Consider the following 16,599-nt stretch of genomic DNA (forward strand, 5'->3'; position numbering starts at 1 on the left):
GCCCGACCCCGTGCCCTCGCACCCGGCCCTCAACTGCGCGATCAAGGGCAACATCAGCCGCTCGGGCGAGAAGGTCTACCACCTGCCAGGCAGCCGGGACTACGCACGCACGGTCATCAAGGAGCGGGCTGGCGAGCGCATGTTCTGCTCGGAGGATGAGGCAAGGGCGGCTGGCTGGCGGGCGCCGCGCGGCTGAAGCTGGCGGCCCTGTTCGCGGTCCTGCTGGTGGCGGCGTGCGGCCCGTCCGAGACCATCGAGACGCTCTACCGCAACTCGCTCCTCGACGAGAACGCGCGCATCCACGTGGCTACGTTCGACGCCGCCGAGAGCCGCGCCTACAACCAGGAGAATTGCCGACAGGCTCAGGAGCTGTTCCAGGCACAGCCGGGCGTTCGAACCCGCTTCTGGTGCGAGGCGGGCCGGTACAGACGGTAGGTGTGCTGAGCCCTGCAGGCGCGGCGACGACGCCTTCGCTTGACGTTGGCCGAGTCTGCACCCTGTCTGCACGACCGAATCGCCCTTCCGCCCCGATCGTCACACCCCGACGCCAGCCGACAAGTTCGATACTAGGCTGCGCGAGGCAGACGCGCGGGAGTCGGTGAGGCTGCGACGTTCGGCCAGCCCGCGCTCGACGTGGCCGCTCGGTCCGCTGGCCGTAATGATCGGTCTAGGCTGTAGGCCAGCGCGACATCCGCGGCTAGCTGCGAGCCAGCTCTCAAAACGGCAAACCGAGCTAACCCATTGTGTGGAGTGGATTTTTCGGGCCACTCGAAAAAGAATTGAGAGTGATTTAGAGTGGCGTCATGGACGAGCAGTTCGCCTTCAAACTGGTGCCCCCTAGAGCAGAGCTAATCCAGCTATGGACGCCCGACGAGATATATGACCGCCTAGATCTATATAATATCGAGCAGTTTGTCGAGGATCGAAGGGTCGAGCGCAAAAGCGCGTCTGTTCAGCCTCGCGCATTGGCAGAATACCTTTCTATGTGGTCCAATACTCAACCTCATGGTGGCATAATCATCGTGGGTATAGATGACTCCGGACGACTCTCTGGGTGCAAGAAAATTGCCGCATCCCATAAAAATACTCTCGAAAGCCTGTCTTTGCTCTGCCCTGATGCAAGGTGGGCAAACAAGGACGTAGCTATTAAAAATTATAAGGGCGAAGATGACTTCGTTATGGTGTACCGGGTAAACTATCGGCCTGATAAACTTGTAGAAACGTCGGGTGGAGAAGCGTTTGTTAGGGAGGGCGACAAAAAGATAAAAATTAACGAGTATTTAAAAAGAGAGCTGAGAATTTAGAAGGGAGAAATACACTACGAACTTGAAGAAACTAACCTTAAATACCCCGAAGAATTCGACATGGGTGATATAAGCAATTTTTGTAAAGCTTTTCACATAAATCGACGCTCGCAATCGGATCGATCAAAAGAAGAACTGCTAGAGTTGGCAAAGCTCGGCAAGCATGTGGGAAAGAAATTCAAGCCAAATCTGACTTGTGCGCTTCTTTTCGCGCATGACCCTAGAGACGTTATTCCAGGCGCTCGCATTCGGGTGATCCGCTACGAAGGCAATCAAGAGAAATTTGGACAAGAGCTAAATTCTGTTTACAGCACATTCGTAGATGAAAATGCATCAAAAATATTATTCAACGTTAAGCCGATTGTCTCTGCGCAAATAAGAACTCTTCAGAGATTCACAGTAAGCGGCAGAATAACAATAAAGCCGGAATACCCAGAGGAAGCTTGGTTCGAAGCTATTGTCAATAGCGGTAGCGCATCGCTCGTACAACCTGAAAACGCAAAATATATTTGTGAAGATCTTTGATGACAAGTTTGTAGTTGAAAGTCCCGGCGGGTTCGTGCCCCCTACAACTGCATTGACTGTGTACGATGCACACAATCCGCGCAATCCATACCTCATGGAAGCGATGATGCATTTAGAGCTTACATTTTGCGGCTATGAGGGAACTCGGCGCATGCGTAGCGCAATGCAGAAAGCTCGACTGCCCGAACCTCACTTCAAGCAAATCGAAGCTCACTCTTACCATGTCCATGTAACTTTAGAGAATGATGTAAAAAACCGAAAGTCGTTCCTTCCAAAGTAAATGGCAAGAAGCTTTACGCCTCAGCAGTTAAATGATCTGACTGCTGATGAAAGTTTCATAGTTACTTATCTGACAACAAAGAACGATATTAACATAACCGAAGCTGCCCTGGCAATGAATAAATCATGGCCGACGGTCAGCAAAGCTATGTTATCACTTCTAGAGCGTGGCATAATTGAATTCACCGACAACAAGGGGCGCAAGCACGACTCTAAAAAATATACAAATTGAAGAGAGCGCTTGAAAACTAACGTTGCGCACCAAAAAGCCCGCCGCGGCGCTGAGCCGTGGCGGGCTGAAGTCTCGGGAGGAAACACCGCCGAAGCGGGCACACGAAGCGATTAGCATTTGGCATGCCAGACCCCGCGTGCGCCTCGGCACTCGTCACCGAACCGTCATCAGCGCCGCCAAGTCCGCTGCCAGCCTGTCGTAGTCGCGCAGGTGCACGCCGTCCGGCGGCGCGGCCTGCGTGGTCAGGCCAGGTCCGCCGTCGCGCAGGCCTGCGAACGGATCGAGGAACCGGCATCCATGTCGCTCGCACAGGCTGCGCAAGACTGCTGAGTAGGCGTCAACCGCCGCCGGATCGCGGATTGCCGCAGCCTCGGGGCCGAGCGGCGGCACGGCGGCTACCAGCACCACGTCCGCATGCGCGCGGAGCCAATCGATGATGCGGGCTGCCGCAGCCTCAAACCCGGCCCGGGTGCTCTCCGACAGCGGATCTGCCCGGCGCAGGATGTCGTTGGTGCCGACGAACAGCACCGCTGTTCCAGCCCGAGCACTGAACGGCAATGCGTCGAGCTGCGCGGCATAGCCCCGCGCCGAGGTGCCCCCTATGCCACCGTTGACCAAGAGCACCCGCCGCGCCAGCGCAGGGGCGACAATCTCCGCGTGCGAGTTGCCCGCCAGGAACACGAACCCCGGCTGCGCCTGCGCCAGCGCCGTGCGGATCTCCGGCAGGCGCCGGTCGAGGTGCTCGCGCGCCAGTCGCGCGTTCCGCTGCGCCTGATCCTCGGCGTAGACCGCAGTCACAGCCGCGCAGGCTCCGACGGCGAGAACGCCCCTGCGCGTCCAGCGGCGGGGAGGCCGGGCGCGGCTGTCGCTGAAGCTGTGCATCCGCCGCCCGGCATATCATGCCAGCCGGCACATTACTCAGCGCCGCCCCGCCTGCCCCTGCACGGCAGCCCGAAGCACCGCATCAGCGACCGGCGTCTGAGCCCGCTGCGCGACGATGCTCCGGATCTGCTGCACGCTGTCGGGCGCCGAGAAGAGCTCGGCCAGAGTCGCGTTGTTGCGGCCGAGATAAGCCCGGCGTGCTGCCTCACCTGCGTTCGCCAGCATGGAACGGCCGCCGGTGCGCAGCGCCGTCAGCCCCTGCTGCGGCAACGTCTCGCCGCCGATCTCCGCCCGGTAATGCGCGTTAAAGTTGGTCGGGCTGCCCTGCGGCTTGCGGGTGCCCGTGGCGCGCAGGACGTCGAGCAGCTCGCTCACAGCCTCGCGGGGCGAGGCAGCCGGCGCACGCTCGCGCTCGAGCGCCGCCATCACCGCGTCGAGGTTGCGCCCCTGCTGCTCCGTCCCGGCGACGTCCTTCGGGAATCGGGCACCACCGCCCTGTACCTCTCCGCCAACGAGCCGCGTCATGCTGGCGTCCGCCTGGTTGGCGAGTGCCTGCCGGATAAGCGGCCCAACCACGTCGGGGTCGCGCGCCGCCAGCCGCGTGACAGCGTCGGCAAGCTCGCCCTCGCCGCCGACCTGCGGGCGGTGCGGTAGCACGGCGGCCGTCGGGGCGTTCGTGTCGCTGGCGCCCGCGACGGCGCCGAGCGGTCCGTGCTCCAGCGGCTCCAGGTTCTGCCCGCGCGCCTGCGCCTGTGCGGCCAGCGCGTCGTCGTACGCCTGTGAGCCGCCGCGGGCCGGGTCTCGAGCGATGGCGCGCGCCTTAGCGGCCCCGCCTTCATACAGGCTGGCAGCCTGTGAACTGAAGCCCGGGTTGGCCCGGTTGCCGAGTGCCACGCCGCGGTCGCGCATGTCCTTCGTCACGGCGTCGATGACAGCCACGGAGTTGTCGGGCTGGCCGGCATAGGCCGGGCCGAGCACCTCGTCGTTGCGCAGCCGCCGCAGCGACGCCTGAAAGGCCGGACCTGCTGCGATTGGCTCAAAGTCAGCCCGGTCCAGGACGTGCCGCCCGGCCTCATCGTAGGCGGGGCGCGTGGCGCGGTTGATGCCGGCCCGTACGTCGTCGATGGCGCCCTGCGCCGCCGCGGCCGCGGACGCGGCCGCCTCTGGCGCAACATCCCCTATGCCGAAGCCCCGACCGCATGAGCAGCCGGGGCTTCGGTCAGCGCCGGGGTGTCTATCAAGCGAAGAAGCTGGTGCTGAACTGCTGTTGCGAGAGCCCGGCAAACTCGACGGTTCCCCCGCCTGAGAGCCTCAGCAGAGCATTCCCGTTTGCGGCTGCGCCTAAGGTATAGGTCTGACCCTGCAGGTCGATACGGTCGCCCTGCGCTTGGTTGAAGCCGAGGATCACATCACGACCTGAGTTCTGGCCAAACACATAGCGATCGGCGCCAAGATCGCCGGAAAGCACGTCGTCGCCACGGTCGCCTGAGATAAGGTCATCCCCCTGTCCGCCATAGAGCGTGTCATTGCCCTGGCCGCCGTAGAGAACGTCGGAACCGATGTTGCCAAACAGGAGGTCGTCACCCAGGTTGCCGAACATCACGTCGGAAGCAACACCGCCGTAGGCGCTATCGTTGCCGATACCGCTGTAGATCGTGTCGTTCCCCTGATTGCCATACAGCTGGTCGTTGTCTTGGTTTCCGTAGAGCTCGTCGCTGCCGCCGCCCCCAAAAATGGTGTCGTTCCCCTGGTAGCCAGCTATGAAATCTCCGCTTTCAGCACCGGAAAACGCATCGGCAGCGGCGGTGCCGGTCAGGTAAACACCGCCGCCGGCACGGTGGGCCGCGATGTAGGATGATGAAACGTCTACTGCTGCGGTGCGGCCGCCGTCCTGCGTGTCGAGGCCGATAGCGCCTGTGATCTCAATGATGCCTTGTCGAGGCGCGCCGCTGGACGGTGACGTAGTCGTCCAGGTCACATTCGTCAGGAATGCCTCCAATGAAGACACCTCTGTGAGCGGCGCGGAGCCGATCGACCTGTAGTAGTGAAGGTTGTTCCAGTCAGAGGCAATCTCAGAAAGCCTGGCGGCGTCGGACCGTATAGAAGAGGAGAAGGGCGTGCTGTTTGATCCGCTTGCCGCCGTTCGGATATCGGACGCAATCTGCCTTGCTTGTTGCGCGTTAACGTTCACGCCATTCGTCTCGTACAGCTTCGTGAACGCCAGCGTCACCTGTGCGACGCTCATGATATCCGAGCGGAGCGCGACGTCGTCTATGCCCTGAGCAGCTTTTGCTGCGTAGCTAGCGGTTAGCTGATCTGTGATGCGGCTTAGATCCCCAATCAAACCAGCAGCTTCTTGAGCGTACATCTCGGCGCCGGCGCGCACTTGCAGTGTTACGGATGAGCCGAGAAAATCAGCTTTCGGTGCGAACTTGTACTGACTCCTGACACCGAAGGTCCCTGCTTTATCGAGCAGGGAGGCTTCATCAGAGCCCATCTTTGCGTAGAACTGGACGCTCCCAACGTTGGGGTTCAGCGAGTAGCCCATATAGTCAACAGGATCTACGGCAGCGTTTGCGAACGAAGATCCAGATATGCTGGCGCCCGACGATTGTACGTCGTAGAATGACAAGAATGCTCCGTACTGGCCGTCTAATCCGTCGGAGGATAGGCGCCCGTCGATATCAGCGGTGACCAGCTGATTATTCGTCGGCTCGGAGTCATTGCTCATTTTGGCGTCTCCAATCTAGAGCGCCTAGGCAGCACGAAGGCCACTAATTAGCAATGCCGCAATCCGGCCCTACGTTCTACCTCCTCGTCCGAGTGTCTCTTGTGTGACACCAGGCAACACGTCGCGGCAAGGACCATAAGTCCTTGCATCGCCGACGGCCTGCGCTTGAAGATCCGGGACTTCGCCCCTCTCGCAGCGGCAAACATGCGCTGCGCTTCGCGACCGCCTACCGAAAAGCGGCCAGCGCGAAGTTGCTGGCGTCGCCTGCGTCGGCCGTGATGGCGCCGCGCCGGATCGGGCGTGCTGCGGGCGACATCGTCAGCTCACCCGCATCATGGATGTGTAGCCCTCGTTGGCCACCGTGGACGTAGCGACGTCCGAGAAGGCCTGCACCGTCAGGTAGTCACCGGCGTTCAGACGAACGGTGCAGGACACGCTGAGCTGCGTGTTGGCCCCACTGCCCGCAGGCAGGTGAGCCACGGCTGGAAGATCGGCGGTCGAACCGTTCTTGAGAACGATGATGGAGCGGAGGCTACCTGCCGTCTCAGTGCCGAGGCAGACCGACGCCGTGAAGCTGTAGAGGCCGGTAGTAGGTGCGATAAAGCGCCCTTGTGCGCCGGCGTTGCGGTACCCTCCGGTGTCCTCAATCGTCGACCACGTCACGTTCGTGGCGGTGTTGGCGGGGACCGAGACCCCGTTGTGGCGACCGCTCGCGAAGTTCGACCCGACCTGTAGCTGAAGCGCGCCGTCGAGCTTCACGAGGCTTGAGCGGGGCGTTCCACTGTCACGGTCGGCGCTGATCAGCAGGTTGCCGCCGCTGTCCTGCGTGAAGTTCGTGTAGAACGGCGTCCCGACGTTGCCGATGCTGCTGAAGCGAAACGGGCGCGAGCCCTGGCCCGGGGCGCCCGTCATCTCCGGGACTGTCGCGGGTGGGAGCGTATCGTCCTCGCAGGTATTGCCGAGGCCGAAATTGTTGCGGCTGCCGAGATCCACGACGTTTGCGTCATTCACTCGGAAGCGGCAGTTGTCGACCGTGACGCCCGCCGATCCCGCGCTGAGGAGCACGCCCGCTCCGACGCCCGCAAAGACGCAGCCCGTAATCATGCCGCCCGCGATGAGCGCCGGCCCGATCTGGACGCCGTTCGACCCGGGAGGGGCTTTCGTATTCGGCGGCTCTAGGAAGGTATCGCCCTGGAACCAGCAGTGGTGAATCTGGAACGGCACCGGATGGTCGATCCTGATGCCAGCAAGGTTCCGCTTCATAAAGAATGTGCAGTTGATGGCCGCGAACGTGAACAGCTCGGTCAGGATCTCAATACCGGAGCCCGTGAGCAGGCCGGCCTGGAAATTCGCCACATAGAGCTGCGCCAGCACGCCCTTACGCGTCGCGTTTTCCACGGTGGCGATGCCGGTCCGGCAGTAGACGGCGTTGCCGTTGACCAGGGACACGCCCTGCACGTAGTCGCCGTAGTAATGCCCTCGGTCCAAGCAAACGAATTGGAAGTTCGTGACGTTCAGCAGCAGCCCGTAGGAGAAGTCGCCGCCGAATGTGCCCCCCTTCGATGCAGATGCCGTCGCCCAACGGCGGCGAGTTCTCCCCCGACGTAGAGCCGCCGGCGCAGATGATGTTGACGATGTCGCAGTTCGAGGTCCCGCGGAGATCGATGCCCTTATTCCAGTATTGCTGATTGAAGGCACCGAGTCCGCCCCGAGTGACCACGTTCCGCACCGTGTCGTACGGAACCCGCCGATGGCCGGCGGGATAGAATTCCGAGGTAGAATTCAGCCGATACGCGCTGCCACTGCCCGCGATGTTGTCGTACTCGGTACTCAGCGTGAGGTCGGCCAAGTGCGCCGAGTGCCCGAAGTAGCTGAAGTCGTACCGGATGCCGCCGTTGGCATTCTTCCAGCGGAGAACAGTTGCGTCGGTACCCTGGCCGCGGTTGGTGATCGTGCGGGCCTGCTGTGAGCCCTTGGGGAACACCTCGTAGATCTGCTCTTTCAGGTCGCAGATGCCGGCCGGCCACTCCAGAACGCCACCCGTGATCGGCAGGGCGGCAGACGCCGCCTTGTAGGCGTTGTCCCACTTCAGATCGCCGTCGCTGTCCTTGGCGTAGGCGGCCAGTCGAGGAGCAATCCGCCGTCACGAAGGAAATGTCCGGGAGCATGCAGACGGCGGCTGGGGGCGTCGCAACCATCGCCGAGGCCATGCGGTTGGTCGCAGAAACGAGCGAGCGTGCAGATCTAGCGACGCGCCAAGTCCGGGAGGTCGCGAACGCCGTTCGGTGATCTGTTGTCGCAGAAGCCTTCGGTGCGAGCCGCCAGGGTCTGATCCATGCTCGTCGACGTGCACGCCCATCCCACAGTGAACTGATCGATGCCCTCTAACCCATCACAATAAATATAACCTGAGTTACCGCTTCAGCAGGTTTATGAATGACAAATAAATACCAAATCCCACCACAGATCTTCTCGGCTGATACCGACTTGCTTGCGCAGATCGAAGAGGCTCCTGGCCTGCCTTTCGGCACATTACTCTGCATGACACCAAGTATGAAGAGAAAAATCAGATTTTATTCGACACGTTGGAGATTATCAGAGTCTTTACGCAGATCTAAAATCAAAATACGCGCCAGGGGTGTTTCTAATTTGTCCGGTCGGCGCACGAGGTGACAATCCAGAACTGATTTGCATCGCTATAACAAAGATATACTTTTTCGCATATGTGAAAGGAATACGCCAATCTTGAACAACGGCGTTAACTTGCCCTGCGACCGATTTTTATGTCTGCTTTTTGGTGCAGCTGAAGGTTGATATACTGGCCGCTTTGGGTCGGACGCAGAACGTTCGCTTGCGGGCAGCTAGCCAATCTCCGCTTCCCACCCTGAGCGGCCCCCCGACCGAAGGGGCTCAGAGGTATATTAGAGGTCAGCCCAAAGCTTGCGCGATCGCCCCCTCACGCGCCTCAAGACCTCGTGGCCAGTTGAGCCGCCAGCCCTGATCCATGGGATTGCCGCCATGCGTCAGGATCCTGGAAGACACCTGCCCACATTCCGAGCCGCCGCCCCCAGGCGCGCGCTGCAATCTCGGCGTAGGGATGCGAATCCTGACGTTCGGCCATCGCGTAGCCCTGGCCGACCACCCAGGCGCCGAGATCTTCGCCCGCGACGCGGCAGAGCGCCGTCAGCGTGATGTTGCTTGGCGCATCGGGCAACTCGCACGTCACGGGAGCCTCGCCGATCCGCTGCGTCAAGGCTTTCGCCGCAGCGCGGCCACAGGGATACGCGCGTTCCCGCGCATCCCAGCAGGTCTGGTCGAGATCGGGCGCCGACACCCCGTAGAGGCGCACGTGGCGATCCGCGATCACGAGGTTGCCGCCGTCGATGATTGTCGCGGGTCCGATCAGGGTCTCGCCCGCACGCGCCGAGAGGGGAAATGCGAAGAGCGCGCTCCCAAGGAGCGCGGCCCCCGCCAAGGCAAGATGCTGACCTTCGCGGCGTTTCTCCGGCGAAGGACAAAGGAGCGTACCGGCCAGACCGGCCGCGCAGGCCAGGAGTACACCGACGATGATGGACATGGAGGGAGCCTTTCAGCGCTGTCTCGGATGCCTCCCGTCTGCCCGCTTTCATACCCAGCAGCCTGACGGCGCCTGTCAGCGTTCCGTCAGGCAACCGCGCGTAGATTGATCGCCGCCATGCCGCCTCACCGTACGCTACCGCTTCTTCTCCTCGCCGCCGCGCTGGCCTGCGCCGGTCCGAGCGCGCGCGCGGCCGAGGATGCCGACCGCGCCCGCCGCGCCCTGGAGCAGGGCGAGATCCGCCCCCTCGACGAGGTGCTGCGCGCCGCCCGCGCCGCAGCGCCCGGGGATGTGGTCTCGCTCGACCTCAAGCGGAGCGACGGCCGCTGGCTCTACAAGCTGCGGATTCTCAGTGCAGACGGGAAGCGGCGGACCCTCAAGGTTGATGCCGCCTCGCTGCGGATCCTCGACGGTGACGAGGATGATGATGACTGAGGGCCCGCAGCGCACGCGCGTCCAGGGGCTCGCGCCGTGAAGATCCTGATCGTCGAGGACGAGCCGCGCATTGCAGCGGACCTGAGGCAGGGTCTCGAGCGCTCCGGCTACGTCGCTGAAGTCGTGGCCGACGGCGAGGCCGCCTGGTTCCGTGCCGAGGTCGAGAGCTACGACGCGATGGTGCTCGACCTCGGGCTGCCGCGCCTCGACGGGCTTGGCGTGCTGCGCAGGTTGCGCGCAGCCGACATCCGCCTGCCGGTCCTGATCCTGACCGCCCGGGACGGCTGGCGCGAGCGCGTCGAGGGCATCGACGCCGGGGCCGACGACTATCTCGCAAAGCCCTTCCGCATGGAGGAGTTGGTGGCGCGGCTGCGCGCGATCCTGCGCCGAACCGCCGGACACGCCTCCGCGGTGCTGCGCTCCGGGCCGGTCGAACTCGACACCCGGACGCGCGCCGTCAGCGTCGAAGGGCGCGCGGTCGATCTGACCGCGCTCGAGTATCGCCTGCTCGCCTTCTTGCTGCATCGGCCCGGTGAGGTGGTGCCAGCGGGCGCGTTGCTCGACCACCTCCACGGCACCGACAGCGCGCGCGAGGCGAACGCGATCGAGGCCTTGCTGACACGCTTGAGGCGAAAGGTCGGCGCTGGGGTTATCGAGACGCGCCGCGGCCAGGGCTATGTCGTGCCCGTCCCGGAGCCCAGCGGGGACGGACGGTGCGGCTGAAATCCCTACGTCTGCGGCTGGGTCTCGCGGCGGCCGCCCTGATCGCGCTCGCGCTCGTCCTGGCTGGGATCGGGCTGGCGCTGATCTTCGATGCGGTGCTTGAGGCGCGAACAGTGGATGACCTCGACCGCACGGCCAAGCAGATTGCCGGACAGGTCGACCTCGCCCCGGACGGCAATCCGGTGGTGGCCCGCGAGCCTACCGACCCGCGCTACGCTGCGCCCTACGGCGGACTGTACTGGCAGGTCGAGGCCGGCACGAAGCTCCTGCGCTCCCGCTCGCTCTGGGACAAGCGCCTCGGCGGGCCGGTGGACACGGCAGCCTCAGACGATGGAAGCGTTCTGGATCTGCCCGGTCCAGACGGAGCTTCGCTGATCGCCGTCCAGCGCTCCGTCGCGCTCGGCTCGCGCGAGGGCGAGAGGCGCCTGCGCATCGTTGTCGCTGAGGACCGGCGTGATTTCGCCGGGAGCCGTGCGACCTTCCTGCGCCTTCTCATACCCTCGCTCGCCGCCCTCTTCCTGATCCTAACCGCCGCCATGGCGCTCTTCGTGCACCGGGCCCTCGAACCATTCCGCGCACTCCAGGCGGCTCTGCGTGCTGTCCATGCGGGGGAGCGAGCGCGCCTACCTCTGCACTTCCCGGACGAGGTTCAACCCCTCGTCGCCGACCTCAATCGGTTGCTTGACGCGCAGGAGCGCGCCCTGGTTCGCGCTCGCGCGAGCGCGGCCGACATGGCGCACGGCCTCAAGACGCCGCTCGCTGTCCTCGACGCTCTGGGCCGCCGCATCGGTGGCCGGGAGCCGGAGATGGCCGCCGAGATCGCCGAGCAGGCCCGTGCGATGGGTGGCCAGGTTGAACGTGCCCTCGCCCGGGCGAGAACCGTCCCCCCGGGGGACCTGAGGCGGCGCTCCTGCCTAGTGGCGCCCGCGATCGAGCGACTTGTCGTGACCATGCGGCGGCTGCCGGAGGGCGACAGCCTCGTATGGGAGGTCTCGTTGCCGGCAGACCTCAGCTACCCCAGTGAGGAGGGAGAGCTGATGGAGGTCGCGGGCAATCTGCTCGACAACGCGCACAAGTGGGCACACCGGCGGGTCCGTGTGGGCGGGCACGCCGGCCGGGATGACGCGAGCCTCCTGATCGAGGATGACGGCCCGGGCATGAGCGAGGCGGCAATCGCCGGGCTAGGCCGCGGCGTGCGCTGGGACGAGAACCGGCCCGGGACCGGCTTTGGGCTCGCAATCGCGCGCGACATTGCCGATGCAACTGGTGTCGAACTGAACTTTGGCCGCTCGACGCTCGGAGGTCTACGAGCGGAGCTGACCTGGACACAGTCCCGCATGAGCGGCCCCAAACCCGCCAGCACCGGGTCGTGAAGCGCCAAAGCCCGCTATCCACCCTCAGCAGTCATTGAAATGCTAGGGCCAGAACTACCGCTTCCGACTGAGATACGGATTCCGGCGTTGAGTAGGGCCATGCGGCGCTCAGCCAGCGAACTCAGTCCTGCATGATGCGCCAAGGTGGCGCAGGCCCATCTCGACGCAGAACCACCTATCCAACCCACGGTTGGTGCTGAGCCCATCGGCCCTATCATATGTTTGTGATCCAGACGCTCGGAATGCCTGATGTCACACAACATGCCCGGGCCGCTCGGCTGAAGCCGTCTCCGTTGCCCCAGCGGCTGCCGGCCTGCTCGCCGATAAGGTCGCGCGCCGCGTTTCCGCATGCGGCAGCGAAGCCAAACCTCCCGGTGGAGCGATCGCGATCAGTACACACCGGCGGGAGAGTCGAGCTGATCGCCGAGACGCCAGCGTAAGGGAAGGAAGACGCTTGGATCAGAGGACTCCGCTCAACATTGCCTACGACGCTGTCAGGGCCGCGCGGGAAGCCTGCAAGCTCGCTTCCGGTCGCGCTAGCGCGGAGGACCGCGACGACGGCTTCCCGACGGAGGACATCAGCGATCTAAGGCGCCTCGGCTTGCTCGCCGCGCCGGTCCCCACCGCGGAGGGCGGTGCAGGCCTCGGCGAGGAGCCCGGTGCCGGCAGGCTCATGGAAGTGCTGCGTCTGCTCGGATACGGAAGCCTCGCCCTTGGACGACTATACGAGGGCCACATCAACGCGCTTCAACTGATCGCTCGCTACGGCGATGCCGGGCAGAGGGCGCGCCTCTTCTCTGACGCCCGTGCGGGGCATCTCTTCGGGGTCTGGAACACCGAGCCGCCCGAGGGCGGCCTGACCTTGAGCGTTCGGCCCGGCGGCCTTCACCTCGCCGGCGCGAAGACCTTCGCTTCGGGCGCTGGCCATGTCACGCGCGCGCTCGCCACCGCACGCGATCCGGACGCAGGTGCAACACTGATGCTGGTGGTACCGCTGGAGCCCGGCACCCGTGCCAACCTCTCCGCCTGGCGGGCGCACGGCATGCGCGCCTCGGCCACCGGCACCCTAGACTTTGACGGCCTCGTCGTACCGAAGGACGCCGCTCTGGGAGACCCAGACGCTTACTACCGCCAGCCGGACTTCTCCGGCGGCGCGTGGCGCTTCACGGCGGTGCAGCTTGGCGGCATCGAGGCGGTATTCGACGCTTGGCGCGAGCACATCGTACGGCTCGGACGCGGGCGCGACCCACATCAACTCGCGCGGCTCGGCGAAGGTGCAATCGCGGTTGAGAGCGCGCGGCTGTGGGTGCGGCGTGCGGCAAAGGCCATGTCCGAGGCGACCCTGCCGCCGGGTCGGCTCATCGCCTACATCAACCTGGCCCGCCTCGCCGTCGAGCGGGCTGGTCTCGAGGTCCTCCAGCTCGCTCAGCGTTCGGTCGGGCTTCAGGGATTTCTGCGTGGCCATTCCCTGGAACGGCTTGGGCGCGACCTTGCGACCTACCTGCGCCAGCCGGCGCCGGACGGGGCGCTCACGGGGGCCGCGGATGAGATCCTGCGGGCAGGCGGCCTAGCCGGGGACCTGTGGACTGGAGACAGGACGTGAGCCGGCATTCCGCCTCGCTGCCAGCGAGCTACTTCGACGATTGCTATGCGGGCGATCCGGATCCCTGGCGGTTCGCCACAAGCCCGTACGAGCAGGAGAAGTACGCGGCCACGCTCGATGCCTTGCCACGGGCGCGCTACGCTTCCGCGCTTGAGGTCGGCTGTTCCATCGGCGTGCTGACTGAGGCTCTGGCCGAGCGCTGCGACACCCTCGTCGGCATCGACTTGGCCGAGCGCGCCCTAGACCAGGCCCGTGTGCGCTGCGAACGCCTGCGTCACGTCTGCTTCGAGCGTGCGCAGGTGCCAGATCAATGGCCCGATGGCTCGTTCGACCTGATCCTGCTGTCCGAGGTCGTCTACTTCCTTGATCTGGTCGACGTGGAGCGCCTGGTCGCACGCGTACGGGGCTGTCTGCGGACCGGCGGCGAAGTCGTGCTGGTGCACTGGACAGGCGAGACGCACTACCCGCTGAGCGGCGACGAGGCGGCCGATCGCTTCATCGCGGCCGCCGCAACGTTCCTGCGCCCCTTGCGCGGGACCAGGACCGACGCCTACCGGCTCGACATCCTTGGCCCGGTATCGGTGCCGGGCGTGAGGGGTGAGCGATGAGCGGGTGGCTTGACACACCGCAACGCTACGGCCGGATCAGCCAGGCGTTCCATTGGCTGATGGCAGCGCTTTTCGCCTGGCAGTTCGCCGGGGCGCTGCTCTATGTCGGGATCGGGGATACGGCGCTCACCCGCTTCGTTGGCGCAAGCCACTTCACCCTAGGCTTCACGCTCTTCGTGCTGGTTTGGCTGCGCGGGGCATGGGGGCTGGCGAACCTGAAACGACGTCCTGTTCATGCGGATCGCCTCGGACGCGCCGCCACCTTCGGCCACGCCCTGATCTATGCCCTGATGATCACTGTGCCGAGCCTTGCACTGCTGCGCCAGTACGGATCGGGCAAGCCGTTCTCGCCCTACGGCATTCCGCTCATGCCTGAGCGTGAGAGCAAGATCGGATGGATGATTTTGCCGGCTGATCTGCTGCATTACTGGCTGGGCTTCACGCTTCTCGCCGTGGTTCTCGGCCATGCGGCCATGACGTTTATCCATTGGAAGCTGCGAAAAGAGAATGTGCTCGCACGCATGACATGATGCACCCCAGATAGCAGCGCCCTCAATTCGCGGGCTTCTCTGGCAACCTATCACGCGCGCCAGCGCTGGCCGATCGTGTTCGCCTACCACCGACGCGCCTACCGGGCGTTCGGGTTGGGCGGCTTGTTGTGGTTCATGGAGAGCCTGCGGCGTGATCTGGACCATCGGATGCTGTCGGCAGTGGTCCTGCTGATGATGAGCCGGCCGGACGATCCGGCACCGGGCGAGATCGTGCGCTGGACCCGGCAGTTGCATCGCGAGGGTGTAACCGTCACGCCGACGCAGACGAAGCGTGGACGCAAAACGCTCGGAGCGACGGCGATGACCTCTGCCGAGCGGCAACGGCGACATCGAGCGCGGAAGCGAGCGAAGTAGGACCTCACAGCAACCGGGCACGAGGGGGCTGCAGCGAGGGACGAGGTACCGCCCGCTCCGCTTGATCATCAGAGGGCCTGCTTCCGACCCTTCTCGAGCCTCCTGAACGTCCGCTTCCTGGCAGCGCGTCGGAGGGCAGAGCTGGCCCACGGCCTCGGAGTCTCAAGTCCTGGACGTTCGAGCGAGTCCGCTCAGGCCAAACTGGTAGGTCAGGTCGCCGTGGGCCAAGCTGTCGGCGATGAAGCGATCGAAGGCCGCAACGAAGAACGAGGTCAGCTGGAAGTACGTGTTGCGCGGTCCTGAACGGGCCAGGAAGCCCTTGCTCTCTGCGACGGCTAGAATGTTGCGGATGTGGCTGCGCGAGACGCCAAAGTGCGAGGCGATGGGGCCAAGATCCGCCTCCCGGAAAGCGCCGTCGGCTTTGGAGCCTGCCATCTCCAAGACTGAAAGCAGAATGATCAGCCCGCTCGTGCTGCTCAGGATGTAAACAAGATCCATGTTACTCCAAAGCATCGCGACGATCCCGTCGAAAGCCTCGATCGCGCAGCGCGCATGTGCAGCCTGGAACTCGACGTTGCGCTCGAGCGCATAGGCATAGCCGGGATCGGGATAGAGGGTCTCCAGGGCCGCGTAATGGGCCGCTATCCACTCGCGATCCCAGGCCAACAGTTCCTCGGTGGGACGGATCAATCTCACCCGGCTATCTCCGGGCTGCTTCTGTAGCTCCAGATCGCCAGTCCGGACGAGGCGCGCGACGAACGCATCTATAAGCCTCGGGCTGGCGAAGCCGAAGCGAGCAACGGTCGTCTTGAGCTTGTTCAACGTCGGCCAGGTGTCCCGGTCGGCGGGATCGTAGTTGGCGTACAGGCAGACGATGATCGCCAGGGTCGTCACGCGCCCGACATCTGCTCCGAAGCGGCCTGGAAAAGTGTCGATTGCGTAGACCTTGGTCTGCTCGGCGATGAAGACACGCCGCGCGGCCGGAAAATTCGGATGCGCCAGGATCGCGCTTGCGGTGACGGGCTCGACCGGAGCCTCGGGCGCGCAACGAGCGGACCGGATCATCGTGTGCCCCCGCCGCAGCGGTCGATGTTGCATGGCGTGCGTCTACAGGGAAACCAAATCAATTGGCAGGGGGATTTTCTATCTTGAGTTGTAATCATTACAAAAATCAACCGAAAGTTAGGTCCGGCGACTTCATCGATAGTAAATATCGATTGCTTAAGATAGTTCTATTACCGAATCATTGGTTGTGAATCCGCTTAAATTACTCATCCCGATGGGCTTGGACTCGTACACAGACAGACTTATCTCGAAGCAGGCCAAGCCGACGGCATTGGATCCGCCCCAGAATATAAATAGATAGAACATTCCCGTTGGATCGCACGCCACCAAACGACGGAATCTCAATTTGCTTTAGTG

The 16,599-nt window shown here is 63.6% G+C and carries 20 protein-coding genes; 13 read left to right on the forward strand and 7 right to left on the reverse strand.

The window, feature by feature from the left end:
- The 6 genes from MFF56_RS29660 to MFF56_RS29680 form a co-directional block, all read left to right on the forward strand.
- Positions 1-196, forward strand: a 196-nt coding sequence (locus tag MFF56_RS29660; protein WP_444543610.1) for a sunset domain-containing protein, incomplete at its 5' end; no start/stop codon positions are given.
- Between the two features lie 29 nt (positions 197-225).
- Positions 226-435, forward strand: a complete 210-nt coding sequence (locus tag MFF56_RS29665) for a hypothetical protein (protein WP_156453734.1) — start codon at positions 226-228, stop codon at positions 433-435.
- A 368-nt stretch (positions 436-803) separates the two neighbouring features.
- The gene (locus tag MFF56_RS29670; RefSeq protein ID WP_082773061.1) at positions 804-1,304 is read left to right on the forward strand and encodes an AlbA family DNA-binding domain-containing protein; all 501 of its coding nucleotides are present in this window, start codon (positions 804-806) and stop codon (positions 1,302-1,304) included.
- Positions 1,305-1,364: 60 nt separating this feature from the next.
- On the forward strand, positions 1,365-1,829 hold the full coding sequence (locus MFF56_RS29675) for a hypothetical protein (protein WP_156453735.1): 465 nt from the start codon (positions 1,365-1,367) through the stop codon (positions 1,827-1,829).
- A gap of 34 nt (positions 1,830-1,863) precedes the next feature.
- Positions 1,864-2,109 carry an ATP-binding protein gene (locus MFF56_RS32375; RefSeq protein ID WP_373324232.1) on the forward strand — a complete coding sequence of 82 codons (246 nt, stop codon included), beginning with the start codon at positions 1,864-1,866 and terminating at the stop codon, positions 2,107-2,109.
- Positions 2,110-2,340, forward strand: coding sequence for a helix-turn-helix domain-containing protein (locus MFF56_RS29680; protein WP_156453736.1), 231 nt, complete (start codon positions 2,110-2,112; stop codon positions 2,338-2,340). It abuts the gene before it with no gap.
- A gap of 153 nt (positions 2,341-2,493) precedes the next feature.
- Here the strand turns inward: MFF56_RS29680 and MFF56_RS29685 are convergent, their stop codons facing one another.
- The 6 genes from MFF56_RS29685 to MFF56_RS29715 all read right to left on the reverse strand — a co-directional run bounded on the left by MFF56_RS29685 (position 2,494) and on the right by MFF56_RS29715 (position 9,530).
- Positions 2,494-3,138 carry an SGNH/GDSL hydrolase family protein gene (locus MFF56_RS29685; protein WP_197430591.1) on the reverse strand — a complete coding sequence of 215 codons (645 nt, stop codon included), beginning with the start codon at positions 3,136-3,138 and terminating at the stop codon, positions 2,494-2,496.
- Between the two features lie 120 nt (positions 3,139-3,258).
- Positions 3,259-4,161, reverse strand: coding sequence for a hypothetical protein (locus MFF56_RS29690; protein WP_156453737.1), 903 nt, complete (start codon positions 4,159-4,161; stop codon positions 3,259-3,261).
- A 298-nt stretch (positions 4,162-4,459) separates the two neighbouring features.
- Positions 4,460-5,953 (reverse strand): calcium-binding protein, encoded by a 1,494-nt coding sequence (locus MFF56_RS29695; protein ID WP_082773063.1) that lies wholly within the window; start codon positions 5,951-5,953, stop codon positions 4,460-4,462.
- A gap of 318 nt (positions 5,954-6,271) precedes the next feature.
- Entirely contained in the window at positions 6,272-7,402 is a 1,131-nt protein-coding gene (locus MFF56_RS29700; protein ID WP_156453738.1) for a hypothetical protein, read from the reverse strand.
- Positions 7,332-7,937 (reverse strand): hypothetical protein, encoded by a 606-nt coding sequence (locus tag MFF56_RS29705; RefSeq protein WP_197430592.1) that lies wholly within the window; start codon positions 7,935-7,937, stop codon positions 7,332-7,334. The genes MFF56_RS29700 and MFF56_RS29705 overlap by 71 nt, the downstream gene beginning before the upstream one ends.
- A 981-nt stretch (positions 7,938-8,918) precedes the next feature.
- Positions 8,919-9,530, reverse strand: a complete 612-nt coding sequence (locus MFF56_RS29715) for a thermonuclease family protein (RefSeq protein WP_066922616.1) — start codon at positions 9,528-9,530, stop codon at positions 8,919-8,921.
- Between the two features lie 117 nt (positions 9,531-9,647).
- On the opposite strand from MFF56_RS29715, the gene MFF56_RS29720 reads away from it, so the two are divergent.
- The 7 genes from MFF56_RS29720 (at position 9,648) to MFF56_RS29750 (ending at position 15,177) form a co-directional block, all read left to right on the forward strand.
- On the forward strand, positions 9,648-9,965 hold the full coding sequence (locus MFF56_RS29720) for a PepSY domain-containing protein (protein WP_066922618.1): 318 nt from the start codon (positions 9,648-9,650) through the stop codon (positions 9,963-9,965).
- Between the two features lie 36 nt (positions 9,966-10,001).
- Positions 10,002-10,688, forward strand: coding sequence for a response regulator transcription factor (locus tag MFF56_RS29725; RefSeq protein WP_066922620.1), 687 nt, complete (start codon positions 10,002-10,004; stop codon positions 10,686-10,688).
- Complete coding sequence (locus MFF56_RS29730) at positions 10,679-12,061, forward strand: ATP-binding protein (protein ID WP_066922622.1); 1,383 nt, start codon at positions 10,679-10,681, stop codon at positions 12,059-12,061. Before MFF56_RS29725 ends, MFF56_RS29730 begins: the two co-directional genes overlap by 10 nt.
- 454 nt (positions 12,062-12,515) lie before the next feature.
- On the forward strand, positions 12,516-13,664 hold the full coding sequence (locus MFF56_RS29735) for an acyl-CoA dehydrogenase family protein (RefSeq protein WP_066922624.1): 1,149 nt from the start codon (positions 12,516-12,518) through the stop codon (positions 13,662-13,664).
- Positions 13,661-14,272, forward strand: a complete 612-nt coding sequence (locus MFF56_RS29740) for a class I SAM-dependent DNA methyltransferase (RefSeq protein ID WP_066922626.1) — start codon at positions 13,661-13,663, stop codon at positions 14,270-14,272. Before MFF56_RS29735 ends, MFF56_RS29740 begins: the two co-directional genes overlap by 4 nt.
- The gene (locus MFF56_RS29745) at positions 14,269-14,802 is read left to right on the forward strand and encodes a cytochrome b (protein WP_066922628.1); all 534 of its coding nucleotides are present in this window, start codon (positions 14,269-14,271) and stop codon (positions 14,800-14,802) included. The genes MFF56_RS29740 and MFF56_RS29745 overlap by 4 nt, the downstream gene beginning before the upstream one ends.
- A gap of 75 nt (positions 14,803-14,877) precedes the next feature.
- Complete coding sequence (locus tag MFF56_RS29750; protein WP_066922631.1) at positions 14,878-15,177, forward strand: hypothetical protein; 300 nt, start codon at positions 14,878-14,880, stop codon at positions 15,175-15,177.
- A gap of 162 nt (positions 15,178-15,339) precedes the next feature.
- Here the strand turns inward: MFF56_RS29750 and MFF56_RS29755 are convergent, their stop codons facing one another.
- Positions 15,340-16,242, reverse strand: a complete 903-nt coding sequence (locus MFF56_RS29755) for a hypothetical protein (protein ID WP_066922633.1) — start codon at positions 16,240-16,242, stop codon at positions 15,340-15,342.
- Between the last annotated feature and the right edge of the window lie 357 nt (positions 16,243-16,599).

The organism is Methylobacterium hispanicum (assembly GCF_022179285.1).
Classification (GTDB): domain Bacteria; phylum Pseudomonadota; class Alphaproteobacteria; order Rhizobiales; family Beijerinckiaceae; genus Methylobacterium; species Methylobacterium hispanicum.

Coding starts and splice junctions, on each gene's coding strand:
- MFF56_RS29670 (WP_082773061.1), top strand. CDS start 804: ATGGACGAGCAGTTCGCCTTCAAACTGGTGCCCCCTAGAGCAGAGCTA.
- MFF56_RS29675 (WP_156453735.1), top strand. CDS start 1,365: ATGGGTGATATAAGCAATTTTTGTAAAGCTTTTCACATAAATCGACGC.
- MFF56_RS29680 (WP_156453736.1), top strand. CDS start 2,110: ATGGCAAGAAGCTTTACGCCTCAGCAGTTAAATGATCTGACTGCTGAT.
- MFF56_RS29695 (WP_082773063.1), bottom strand. CDS start 5,953: ATGAGCAATGACTCCGAGCCGACGAATAATCAGCTGGTCACCGCTGAT.
- MFF56_RS29715 (WP_066922616.1), bottom strand. CDS start 9,530: ATGTCCATCATCGTCGGTGTACTCCTGGCCTGCGCGGCCGGTCTGGCC.
- MFF56_RS29720 (WP_066922618.1), top strand. CDS start 9,648: ATGCCGCCTCACCGTACGCTACCGCTTCTTCTCCTCGCCGCCGCGCTG.
- MFF56_RS29745 (WP_066922628.1), top strand. CDS start 14,269: ATGAGCGGGTGGCTTGACACACCGCAACGCTACGGCCGGATCAGCCAG.
- MFF56_RS29755 (WP_066922633.1), bottom strand. CDS start 16,242: ATGATCCGGTCCGCTCGTTGCGCGCCCGAGGCTCCGGTCGAGCCCGTC.